The sequence below is a fragment of the Streptomyces sp. NPDC107517 genome (assembly GCF_055582645.1).
In genome coordinates this window covers 24,212-36,313 of sequence record NZ_JBVJPM010000011.1, presented here as the reverse complement: position 1 = coordinate 36,313, position 12,102 = coordinate 24,212, and the positions used below count along the sequence as shown (strand labels likewise).

The following is a 12,102-nucleotide window of genomic DNA, read 5'->3' as shown; positions in this document are numbered from 1 at the left end:
GCAGCGCGCGGGACGGGGGCCGCCCGGGGGTAGTCGGCGACTGCTGGCCCGCCCCCCGGTGCACACGCGTCCCACTCGTACGCATGCCGCGCGTCAGCCTTCCCAGTTTTCATGTCAGCGTCAAGGTCGTTGCGTACGTGATGCCCGAAATCAGGGGAGTTGACCGACGTACGGACATGTGACTGTGACGTAAAAGGCAACTGCCGCCCGGTGGGCGGCAGTTGCCTTGTCGACAAAGCTGGAAAAGGCCTGAGCTTACTTCTCCTGCTGCTTGCGCCAGCGAATTCCCGCTTCGAGGAATCCGTCGATCTCGCCGTCGAGCACCGACTGCGGATTACCGACCTCGAATTCCGTCCGGAGGTCCTTGACCATCTGGTACGGGTGCAAGACGTACGAACGCATCTGGTTTCCCCAGGAGCTGCCGCCGTCGCCCTTGAGGGCGTCCATCTTGGCCCGCTCCTCCTGGCGCTGCCGCTCGAGGAGCTTGGCCTGGAGGACGTTCATCGCGGTCGCCTTGTTCTGGATCTGCGAGCGCTCGTTCTGGCAGGAGACCACGATGCCGGTGGGCAGGTGGGTCAGGCGGACCGCGGAGTCCGTCGTGTTCACGCCCTGGCCGCCGGGGCCCGAGGAGCGGTAGACGTCCACGCGCAGCTCCGACTCGTCGATCTCGACGTGGTCGGTCTGCTCGACGACCGGGAGCACCTCGACGCCCGCGAAGGACGTCTGGCGGCGGCCCTGGTTGTCGAAGGGCGAGATACGGACCAGACGGTGCGTGCCCTGCTCGACCGAGAGCGTCCCGTACGCGTACGGGATCTGCACGGCGAAGGTGGTCGACTTGATGCCGGCCTCTTCCGCGTACGACGTCTCGTAGACCTCGGTCTTGTAGCCGTGGCGCTCGGCCCAGCGCAGGTACATGCGCTGGAGCTGCTCGGCGAAGTCCGCGGCGTCGACGCCGCCCGCCTCGGCGCGGATGTTGACCAGCGCCTCACGGGCGTCGTACTCGCCGGACAGGAGGGTGCGGACCTCCATCTCGTCCAGCGCCTTCTTGACGGAGGTCAGCTCGGACTCGGCCTCGGCACGGGTGTCCGGGTCGTCCTCCTCCTCGGCCATCTCGAAGAGCACGCTCAGGTCGTCGATCCTGCCGCGCAGGTTCTCCGCCTTGCGCACCTCGGACTGGAGGTGGCTCAGCTTGCTGGTGATCTTCTGTGCCGCGTCGGGGTCGTCCCACAGGGACGGTGCGGCCGCCTGCTCCTCGAGCACGGCGATATCTGCCCTCAGCTTGTCGAGGTCCAGGACGGCCTCGATCGACTCCATGGTCGAGGAGAGGGACTTGAGCTCTTCGGAAACGTCGACGACTGCCACGACACCAGCGTAACGGCTGGGGCAAGTGCTCCGGTCCTGGTGGCCGTGGGGCCGGGCTGCCCGGGCGCTCTGCCGGGCCGCCTCAGGGGGAGGCGGGGGCCGACTGTCCGGGGTCCTTGCCGGGGGTCGCGTCCGCATCGTCGCCGCCCACGGCCGCCCACGTACCGATGCCAGCCGCCACGACCAGGACGGCTCCGGCGACACCGAGGGTGATCCTGCGGCGGCGGGCGGAGGCGCGGTGGCGGGCCGATCCGGGGCGGGGCGCTCCGGCCGCGCGGGGGGCGCGGGCGGTGCCGCGGGCGCCTCCGGCCAGCTCGTCGGGGGCCGGGACGCGCATCGACGTGTGCGTGTCCCTGTTCGAGTCGGCCGGGGTCGCGCCGGGGACCAGCGGGACGGCGCCGCGGCGGGCGGCGGGCGCCTCGGGCGCGGCCGGGGCCGCCTCCGGCTCCGGGTCGGGCTCGGTGTCCGGCTCGTCCACGTCGAGCGGCGCCATCCCGGCGAGCTGGGGCAGCTGCTCGCGCAGGCGGGCCCCCAGCTCCGAGGCGCGCAGACGGGAAGCGGGCGCCTTCGCCAGGCACTGGACGAGGAGCTGCCACAGCTCGTCGGGGATGCCGGGCAGCGGGACGACCGTCTCCGTGACGTGCCGGCGCAGGATCGCGCCGGGGTGGCCGCCGCCGAAGGGCGTGAAGCCGGCGAGCAGCTCGTACAGGACCGTCGCCAGGGCGTAGATGTCGACGGCGGCACGCGGCGGGAGACCCTCGATGAGCTCGGGGGCGAGGTAGTCCGGGGTACCGATGATCTTCGTGGCGCGGGTGCGGCGCGGGGAGTCGATGAGCTTGGCGACGCCGAAGTCGGTCAGGAGCGCCGGGTGGGAGCCGCCGGGGCCGAGGGGGCCCTGCATGTCCAGGAGGACGTTCTCCGGCTTCACGTCGCGGTGCACGATCCCGGCGGCGTGCGCGGCGGCGAGGCCGTCCGCGATGTCGGCGACGATGGACACCGCGGCCTCGGGGGCCAGGCGCCGCTCGCGGTCGAGGCGGGTGCGCAGGTCGGTGCCGCGCACGAGGTCCATGACCAGGGCGAGGTCGTTCCCGTCGACCACCAGGTCACGGACGCCGACCACGCGCGGGTGGTCCAGGCTGAGCAGGGCCGTGCGCTCCTGGACGAAGCGGCCCACGAGCTCCTGGTCGGAGGCCAGGTCCTCACGCAACAGCTTGATGGCGACGGGCCCCTCGGGTCCCTCGCCCAGCCACACCGTGCCGGCGCTGCCGCGTCCCAGGATCTGGTTCGCGGTGTACCGGCTGCCGATCTTCCGTGCCAAGACTGCTCCTACAGACGCGTGTTGGCGCCCAAGCTACGCGGCTCGGACGCCAACCATCACATCCACGGGGGAAATCACCCCCCGGAAGTCGACAAATCTCCAACCTCATGACCGAAGCGGGGCCGTGAGGCGATTTCAGTTGCCGGAACCCCCGCTGCCCGAACCCCCGCCGCCGAGGTCGCCGATCCAGCCGGTGACCGTCTCGTACCAGTCCGCCAGCTGGGCCCAGTAGCCCTTGCCCGTGCCGATCCAGTCCTGGAGCGGGGTGAACTCCCAGACGAGCCAGCTCACCACGAACAGCATGACGATCATGAAGAGGCAGCCCTTGAGGCAGCCGAGCCCCGGGATCTTCATCCGGTTCGCACTGCGCTGCCTCGGCTCGCGCTGCGGCGCCTGCGGCTGCGGCCGGCGGGGCTGCTGCGGCGGAGCGTACTGCTGGGGCTGGGGCTGCGGCGCGTACTGCTGCTGCTGCGGCGCGTACTGCTGCTGGGGCTGCGGCTGCTGCCGACGGGGCTGCTGGGCCGCGTACTGCTGCTGGGGCGGCTGCTGCGGGCGCCCCTGCTGGCGCTGCGGCCGGCGGCGCAGCGGGTCTTCCTCCGGGTTCAGGTACTGGACCTGCGTCTGCTCGTTGCGGTCGCGGGCCGCCCGCATCTGGTTCTGCCAGGGGTGCGGGTCGTCCGGGTTCGCGCCCGGCTGGTGCGGCGGGACCGGCGGCATGACGGCCGTCGGGTCGGCGGCGCCCCGGTTCGGCAGGACCGAGGTGGGGTCGGCGTCGCCGGTGCCGGTGGACTGCATGACGCTCGTCGCCGCGTTCGGGTCGTACGAGCCGGCGTTGCTGGGCAGGACCTGCGTCGGGTCGGCCGCGCCGGGCACGCCCGGCACCTGCGCGGGCGCCGGGTCCGGCATCAGGAGGGCGCCGACGCCCTCGGCCGCCGCGATCTGCGCGGAGTTCGCGTGCACGCCGATGCCCTCGGCCACGGCGCGCAGGCCGCGGGCGAGGTTCTCGGCGCTGGGGCGCTCCTCGGGGTTCTTGCGCAGACAGCGCTCTATGACCGTCCACAGCGGGTCGGGCACGGTGGACGGGCGGCGCGGCTCGGCGCTCAGGTGCTGGTGCAGGACCTCGAGCGCGGAGCCGCCGGAGAACGGGGGCCGGCCGGTGACCAGCTCGTACAGCAGGATTCCGGCGCCGTAGATGTCCACCGCGCTGGTCTGCGGGCGGCCCTCGGCGGACTCCGGCGCGACGTACGCGGGCGTGCCGACGAACTCGTGGGTGCGGGTCAGGCCCGGGGAGTCGGCGAGGCGGGCGATGCCGAAGTCGGTGAGCATGGGATGCATCTCACCGCCGTCCTGCTTCAGCAGGACGTTCGCCGGCTTCAGGTCGCGGTGCACGACGCCGTCCGCGTGGCTCGCCGCGAGCGCGTCCGCGACCTGGGCGGTCAGCAAGGACGCGGCCACCGGGGAGAAGGGGCCGTTCTCACGGAGGTAGCGGTGCAGGTCGGGGCCGTCGACCAGGTCCATGACGAGGGCGAGGAGCTCGCCCTCGACGACCAGGTCGCGGGTGCGCACGATGTTGGGGTGCGTCAGCCGGAGCAGCACGGAGCGCTCGCGCAGGAAGCGCATCACGACATCCGCGTCGTTGGCGAGCTCCTCCTTGAGGACCTTGATCGCCACGGTCTCGCCGGGCTGCCCGGCGACGGCCGCCTCGGCCCCAGCGGTCTCCCGCTGGCGGGCCCGCCAGACGGTGCCCGTGGCGCCGCGTCCGAGCGGCTCCTCGAGCAGGTACTTACTGCCTACCGGCCGCACGTCATGCGCTCCCTGCTTGCTGCGTACTGGCGTACTGCTTGGTCTTGCTCGTCCTTGGGTGTTCCGACCCACTGTAGTGCCGTCGAACAACCCACTGTCTGTTGATCTTCCGCAGCTTCCCGCCCGCCGGCCCGCCATGCACGTTCGACGGAAAGACGCTCGGGGCGGGCTCTTGGTTGCCGCCGGCAAGGGCGTGAGCGGTCCCAAGCGGCATCATGCAGGCACTTTTGCGGGCAGAGCCGACCAATCAAGATCACTTACGGGTGGCCGACGGGCGTGTTGTCGGTGGCAAGTGCGAGGATGCCTCTCGTACTGGCCTACGTGCCCGTTGTGCGGTGGGGGATCTGCGGTGGGGTGACCGCGGTGCAGCCCCTTCCCGGGCGCCCGCGCAGAAGGGACCGCTGACGCGATGCAGATCCGGCTGACCGTCGTAGACCCCCTGGGGACGCGCCCCGACCCGCAAGACCGCGCGGCGTCGTGCGACGTGCTGGTGACCGCCCCGGCGGGCACCGCGCTCGCCGCGGTGGCCTCCGCCCTGGTGACGGCCGTCGCGGGCGGCGAGGGCACGGCGATTCTCTACGCGGGACCCGAGCGGCTCGACGGGCAGCGCTGCACGCTGGGCGAGCCGCCGCTGACCGACGGGGCCGTGCTGTCCCTGGGTGTTCCCGCCGAGCCGGGACCCGAGATCGAGGGCGCGGCGGCGCAGCTCCATGTGGTGGCCGGGCCCGACGCGGGCGGTGTCCATCTGCTGCACGGCGGCGAGATCCGCGTGGGCCGCTCCGCGGACGCCGACGTCGCGCTCGACGACCCCGATGTGTCCCGGATGCACTGCGCTGTGACGCTCGGCACGGACGGCCGGGTGACGGTCACGGACCTGGGCTCGACGAACGGGACGACGGTCGACGGCAGCCCTGTCGGGGAGCGCCCCGCCCGGCTCGCCCCCGGCGCGCTCCTGCGGCTCGGCGAGTCCACGCTGCGGCTGGCCCCCGAGGGCGCCGCGGGTTCCCCGGCTTTCACGGGATTCTCAGGTTCCCCGGGGCACGTGCTGCGCACGACGCCCGACGGCGAGGGCCACGTGCGCGTGACGGCCCCGGACGCGGGCGACGGTGAAGCCCCCTCCTCCCGGCCGGGTCTCGCGGGCGAGACCCGGCACGCGTACGGGCCCGTCGCGCTTGCCCCCGGTTCCGGCCCCGTCGTGCCCGAGCAGGCCGGGCCGCCCGCCGCCGAGAGCACGCCGACCATCACCCCCGCGCGCGGGACATCCGTGCCGCGCGAGCAGCGCAGGCGCGGCGGGCTCGGCGCCTGGGCTCGGCGCCTGGCCGGCGGGCGTACGGGCGAGGACATGTCCCCGTACGACACCGGCGTCCACCACGGCGAGCCGTCGCACGCCTCCGAGACCTTCGCCCCCGCCTCCGTCAGGGGATCCTCCGAGTCCTGGCCCGACGCGGCCGCGCTGCTGCTCACCGCGCTCGGCCCGGGGCCGCGGCTCTGGGAGCGCGGCCCCGAGCACCCCGAGGCGCTCGCGGTGCGGCTCGGCACGGACGACCGGACGTCCCCGGACCGCACGGGGCTGCTGCCCGGCGTGCCGGTGACGGTGGGGCTGCGGGAGGCGGGCGCGCTCGGTCTCGCCGGGCCGCGGGCGCGGCTGTCGGGCGTGGCCCGTTCCGTGGTCGCGCAGCTCGCGGCGCTGCACTCACCGGACGCCCTGGAGATCGTCCTGGTCAGCACGGACCGGTCACGCAGCGTCCAGGACCGGGCTGCCGAGTGGTCCTGGCTCGGCTGGCTCCCCCATCTGCGTCCCGCGCACGGCCAGGACTGCCGGCTCCTCCTGGCGTACGACCGCGAGCAGGCCGTGGCCCGCACGGGCGAGCTCCTGCGCCGCCTCGACGACCACATCGCCGACGAGTCGCGCCGCCCGGACGCCGGGACGGCGGCCGCCCGCGCGGGGCAGCAGCCGGCCGGCTTCGGCCCCATGGTGCCGAGGTCCCGTTCGGGTGAAGCCGCGGACGCCGGCGAGCGCGGCGGCCGGATGCCCGGGCCGTACGGGCACGAGGGCGCCGGAGGCCGGCCGGGCGACGCCCCGGCGGACGGCCACGCCGGTTTCAGGCCCGCCGCCGACCGGGACGGTCGTACGACGGACCACCCCGCCGGGCACCCCGCCGCCGAGGAGACCTGGCCGCCCCGGGGCCCCGGCGCCGGGCACCGCTGGACCGGCCCGCTGACCGTCCTCGTCGTCGACGGGGACCCGGGATCGGCCGGGCTGCGCGAGGCCACCGTGCGGCTCGCGACGGAAGGCGGCCGGGCCGGGATCCATGTCATCTGTCTCGCCGAGGCCCCCGCGTCCTCGCCCGCGTCGCCGGTCACGCAGACCTATGAAATGGCGTGCGCCGTGTCGCCCGCGTTCAAGTCGTGCGGCGCCGTCGCGCTGCTCAGCGGCGATGTGGCGACGGCGCTGCGCCTGATGCGGACGTCGCACGGCCAGGTCGTCGGGCACGGCACGGTCGCCGCGATAGACGCGGTGTCGGCGGCCTGGGCCGAGCGCTTCGCGCGGGCCGTCGCCCCCTTGCGCACCGACAGCGGCCCCAGCGAGCCGCACCCCAGAGTCTCCGCACCACTGCCCCAGATCGCCCGCCTCCTGGACGAGCTGGGGCTCGCGCGGGCCACGCCGGCTTCGCTGATGGCCCGCTGGGCCGCCGCCGGGGACGACACGGAGGCGCTCGGCGGGCGCGCGTGGGCCGTGCTCGGCGCCGGACCGCGCGGACCGGTCGTCGTGGACCTGGCCGCCGAGGGCCCCCATCTGCTGATCGAGGGCCCGACGGGCAGTGGCCGTACGGAGCTGCTGCGCTCGATCGCCGCGTCGCTCGCGGCGGCCGAGCGTCCTGACCGGCTCGGGCTCGTCCTCGTCGACGGGCGGGACGGTACCGCGGGCGCCGACCGGGGCGACGGACTGCGCGTCTGCACGGACCTGCCGCACGTCACGACCCATCTGGCCGCCAACGACCCGGTGCGCATGCGGGAGTTCGCCCAGTCGCTCGCCGCCGAGCTGAAGCGCCGCGCCGAGCTGCTCGGGCGCCGGCACTTCGCCGAGTGGCACACCCAGCGCGAGGTGTCGGGCCGGATGGTCGCCCAGCGCCCCGCGCCGCCCCGCACGGCCGACCAGGGTGCCGGGGACCTGGACACGCCGCCCAGTTCGACCCTGCGCCTGCGGCCCGCCGCCGCCCGCAAGGAGGCCGATCCGGGACCGCCGCTGCCCCGCCTCGTGGTCCTGGTCGACGACCTGGACGCGCTGCTCTCACCCCCGCTCGGCTCGCCGGGGCGGCCCGCCGCTGGATCGGTCGTACGGGCCCTGGAGGCCGTCGTCCGGGACGGCGAGCGCCTGGGGGTGCATCTGGTCGCGGCCCGCGCGTCCGCTTCCGAGCCGGCGTGGGGCGTGGCGCTGCGGGTCGTGCTCGACGCCCCGTCGGCCGGTCCCGACGACCCGGCGCCCGGCCGCGGCCGGCTCTCCGGCGCCGACGGACGCGAGCTGGCGTTCCAGGCGGGCCGGGTCACGGGGCGGATCCCCCGTACGGCCACGCAGCGGCCCACGGTGGTGCCGCTCGACTGGACGCGGATGGGTGACCCGCCGACCCGGCGGCCCGTGAGGGAGCTGGGCAACGGGCCGACCGATCTCGCCCTGCTGGCCAGCGCGCTGGAGCGGGCCGCCCGTTCCGTCGCGGCGCAGGAGGTGCCGTCGCTGCTGTGACGACACGCCCGGCGGGACGGCCCGAAAATTCCCAACTCCCCATGTTCAAGGCCGACATCACGACCCCGTCACGATCTTCGAGCTGACCCGGCAGGTGCCCTTGCCGGGTGTCCCCGGCCGGGCGTAGAACCAGACGCCACGAGACAGCGCGCATACGTACGTTCAGCGTTCGGGACGTACGTTCAGCGTTCGGGACGAGAACGGGGCAGCGATGCGCAGCATTCGTACACGCACGACATCAAGGGCGTCGAGGACGTCCGGGGCCGCGAAAGCCGCAGCGGCAGCTCTGACCGCGGGCGCCCTCGCGCTGACGCTGACCGCCTGTGGCGGCGGGGACGGCAAGGACAAGGGCGGCAAGGACAAGAGCGGCGGCGGCGAGACCAGCAGCGCCTCCGTCGAGCTGCCCAAGCTCGACGGGCAGACCCTGGAGGTCGCGGCCGTCTGGACCGGGCCGGAGCAGGACAACTTCACCAAGGTCCTCGAAGAGTTCGAGAAGCGCACCGGCGCCAAGGTCAACTTCGTGCCGACGGGCAACAACACCGCCACGTTCCTCAGTACGAAGATCGAGGGCGGCAAGCCGCCGGACGTGGCGTTCCTGCCGCAGGTCGGCGTGTTGCACCAGTTCGCCGACAAGGGCTGGATCAAGCCGCTGGGCAGTGACGCGCAGGCCCAGGTCGACAAGAACTTCTCGGCCGGGTGGAAGGACCTCGGGGCGTACAAGGGCAAGCAGTACGGCGTCTATGTGAAGGCCGCCAACAAGTCGCTGGTCTGGTACAACACGGCCGCGTTCGAGGCGGCGGGGATCTCCAAGACCCCGAAGACGTGGGACGACTTCCTGTCCACCGCGCAGACCCTGTCCGACGCCGGCTCCCCCGCCGTCTCCATCGGCGGCGCGGACGGCTGGACGCTCACCGACTGGTTCGAGAACGTCTACCTCTCCCAGGCCGGCCCGGAGAAGTACGACCAGCTCGCCGCCCACAAGATCAAGTGGACGGACCCCTCCGTGAAGAAGGCCCTGACCACGCTCGCCCAGCTGTGGGGCAAGGACGACCTGATCGCGGGCGGCCGCAAGGGCGCGCTCGCCACGGAGTTCCCGAAGTCCGTCACACAGACGTTCTCCGGTGACACCCCCGCCGCGATGGTCTACGAGGGCGACTTCGTGACCGCCAACATCAACGCCGACACCAAGGCCAAGGTCGGCGAGGACGCCAAGGTCTTCCCGTTCCCCGCGGTCGGCGCCAAGCCCCCCGTGGTCAGCGGCGGCGACGTGGCGGTGGCACTCAAGGGCGGCGAGGGCGCCCAGGCGCTCATCACGTTCCTCTCCTCGACCGACGCGGCCGAGATCTGGGCGGCGCAGGGCGGTTACATCTCCCCCAACAAGGAGATGGACACCTCCACGTACAAGGACGCGGTCACCCGGGACATCGCGAAGGCGCTGCTCGCGGCGGGCGACGACTTCCGCTTCGACATGTCCGACCAGGCGCCCGCGGCGTTCGGCGGCACGCAGGGCGTCGGTGAGTGGAAGGGCCTCCAGGACTTCCTGAAGAACCCGAAGGACGTCGCCGGCACCCAGCGCCGGCTCGAGGCCGACGCCGCCAAGGCGTACAAGAACGGCTGACGGCGCGGTATGCCGTCCTTCGTGGCGAAGGCGGGAGGCGCCGGCGCACTGCCGCCGGCTCCCCCCGCAACACCGCGCAAGAGCGTGATCGGGACCCGGCCGTGGGTGGCGGCGCTGTTTCTGCTGCCCGCGCTCGTCCTGCTCGGCGCGCTCGTGGTCTACCCGATCGGGTACTCGGTCTGGCGCAGCCTCTACGACTCCGGCGGCTCCCATTTCGTCGGCGTCGACAACTACGTCGACATCTTCCGCGACGACCAGACGCTGATCGCCGTCAGGAACACGGCGATCTGGGTGGCCGTGGCACCGGCCCTGTGCACGGCGCTCGGCCTGATCTTCGCCGTGCTGACCGAACGGGTGCGCTGGGGCACGGCGTTCAAGCTGATCGTCTTCATGCCGATGGCGATCTCGATGCTGGCGGCGGGCATCATCTTCCGCCTGGTCTACGAGCAGGACCCGAACCAGGGCGCGGCCAACGCGATCGTCACGTCCGTGCACGACACGTTCACCGACGCCTCCGTCTACCCGAAGGCGCGCCCCGCCATCGGCAGCGACCTCAAGGCGTCCGGCGGCGGTTCGTTCACGACGAAGCAGACCGCTCGGGCCGGTACCCCGGCGTTCCTGCCGCTCGTCGGCATCGCGCCCGACAAGGTGCCCGGCAGCCCGCGGAACGCCAAGCCGGCGAGCGCCGGGGGCGACAAGGTCACCGGGACGGTCTGGCTGGACTTCAAGCTCGGCGGAGGCGGCGAGAAGGGTGTCGTCGACCCGGGCGAGAAGGCCCTGAAGGGCGTCAAGGTGGAGGCGGTGAAGGGCGGCAAGGTCGTCGCGTCCGCCACCAGCGGCGCCGACGGCACCTTCACCCTGCCCGAGTCGGCCGACGGAGCCCACCTCCGGCTCCCGGGATCGAACTTCGCGACCGCCTACAACGGCGTCGACTGGCTCGGCCCGGCCCTGGTGACGCCGTCGATCATCGGCGCGTACGCCTGGATGTGGGCGGGCTTCGCGATGGTCCTGATCGCGGCCGGGCTCGCGGGCATCGACCGCAACCTCCTGGAGGCGGCGCGCGTCGACGGGGCGAACGAGTGGCAGGTGTTCCGCAAGGTCACCGTGCCGCTGCTCGCGCCGGTCCTCACCGTCGTCCTGGTCACGCTGATGATCAACGTAATGAAGATCTTCGACCTGATCTACATCATCGCGCCGCAGCCGTCGCAGGACGACGCCAACGTCCTGGCCCTCCAGCTGTTCCTGTCCGCGTTCGGCGGCCAGGGGAACTTCGGCGCGGGCAGCGCGATCGGCGTGCTGCTCCTGCTGCTCGTCCTCCCGGTGATGTGGGTCAACATCCGCCGGCTGCGGAAGGAGCGTCAGCGGTGACCGCACTCGACACGTCCGTGCACGCCAAGCGTTCGCTCGCCGCCCGGATCGCGAGCGGCGCGGCGGGCGGGGCGCTGCGCGCCTTCCTGCTCGTGGTCGGCCTGTTCTGGCTGGTGCCGACCTTCGGGCTGCTGGTCTCCTCGTTCCGCGATCCGACGGACATCGCCGCGTCGGGCTGGTGGAAGGTCTTCACCGCCCCGGCCCAGCTGACGACCAAGAGCTATCAGACGCTCCTGGAGAAGGACGAGATCACCCACGCCCTGTTCAACACGATCTGGATCACGGTCCCGGCGACGCTCCTCGTCGTCATCATCGGGTCGATGGCCGGATACGCCTTCGCCTGCATGGACTTCAAGGGCCGCGACGGCTGGTTCATGGCGGTCGTCGGGCTGCTCGTGGTGCCGGTGCAGGTGGCGCTGATCCCGCTGTCCGAACTCTTCGGGAAGATCGGCATCTTCGGCAGCATCATCGGCGTCATCCTGTTCCACGTCGGCTTCGGGCTGCCGTTCGCGATCTTCCTGCTGCGCAACTTCTTCGCGGAGATCCCCCGTGAACTCCTGGAGGCGGCACGGCTCGACGGCGCGGGAGAGGCGCGGCTCTTCGCGACGGTGGTCCTGCCGCTCGGCGGCCCGGCCATCGCCTCGCTCGGCATCTTCCAGTTCCTGTGGGTGTGGAACGACATGCTGGTCGCGCTGATCTTCTCCGACTCCGGCTCGCAGCCGCTCACGGTCGCGCTCCAGCAGCAGGTGCGGCAGTTCAGCGGCAACATCGAGATCCTGGCGCCCGGCGCCTTCATCTCGATGGTGATCCCGCTGGCCGTGTTCTTCGCCTTCCAGCGGCAGTTCGTGTCCGGTGTGATGGCAGGAGCGGTGAAATAGCCGCATCCGCAGG

At 72.8% G+C, this 12,102-nt stretch carries 7 protein-coding genes; 4 read left to right on the top strand and 3 right to left on the bottom strand.

All coding sequences use genetic code 11. The features are described from left to right. Window positions 1–255 precede the first annotated feature (255 nt). From prfB to ACZ67T_RS24505, 3 genes are all read right to left on the bottom strand, one after another. Window positions 256–1,362 carry a peptide chain release factor 2 gene (gene prfB, locus ACZ67T_RS24515; RefSeq protein WP_469986873.1) on the bottom strand — a complete coding sequence of 369 codons (1,107 nt, stop codon included), beginning with the start codon at window positions 1,360–1,362 and terminating at the stop codon, window positions 256–258. Window positions 1,363–1,444: 82 nt separating this feature from the next. Further along, complete coding sequence (locus ACZ67T_RS24510; RefSeq protein WP_469986871.1) at window positions 1,445–2,680, bottom strand: serine/threonine-protein kinase; 1,236 nt, start codon at window positions 2,678–2,680, stop codon at window positions 1,445–1,447. A gap of 135 nt (window positions 2,681–2,815) precedes the next feature. Next, complete coding sequence (locus tag ACZ67T_RS24505) at window positions 2,816–4,483, bottom strand: serine/threonine-protein kinase (RefSeq protein WP_469986869.1); 1,668 nt, start codon at window positions 4,481–4,483, stop codon at window positions 2,816–2,818. A gap of 409 nt (window positions 4,484–4,892) precedes the next feature. Here ACZ67T_RS24505 and ACZ67T_RS24500 point away from each other — a divergent pair, with 409 nt between their 5' ends. From ACZ67T_RS24500 to ACZ67T_RS24485, 4 genes are all read left to right on the top strand, one after another. Continuing rightward, window positions 4,893–8,225 (top strand): FHA domain-containing protein, encoded by a 3,333-nt coding sequence (locus tag ACZ67T_RS24500; RefSeq protein WP_469986867.1) that lies wholly within the window; start codon window positions 4,893–4,895, stop codon window positions 8,223–8,225. 211 nt (window positions 8,226–8,436) lie between these two features. Then, window positions 8,437–9,843, top strand: coding sequence for an ABC transporter substrate-binding protein (locus tag ACZ67T_RS24495; protein WP_469986865.1), 1,407 nt, complete (start codon window positions 8,437–8,439; stop codon window positions 9,841–9,843). 9 nt (window positions 9,844–9,852) lie between these two features. Continuing rightward, window positions 9,853–11,211: a carbohydrate ABC transporter permease gene (locus ACZ67T_RS24490; protein WP_469986863.1), complete on the top strand. Its 1,359-nt coding sequence runs from the start codon at window positions 9,853–9,855 to the stop codon at window positions 11,209–11,211. Beyond that, on the top strand, window positions 11,208–12,089 hold the full coding sequence (locus ACZ67T_RS24485) for a carbohydrate ABC transporter permease (RefSeq protein ID WP_469986862.1): 882 nt from the start codon (window positions 11,208–11,210) through the stop codon (window positions 12,087–12,089). The genes ACZ67T_RS24490 and ACZ67T_RS24485 overlap by 4 nt, the downstream gene beginning before the upstream one ends. The last annotated feature ends 13 nt before the right edge of the window (window positions 12,090–12,102 follow it).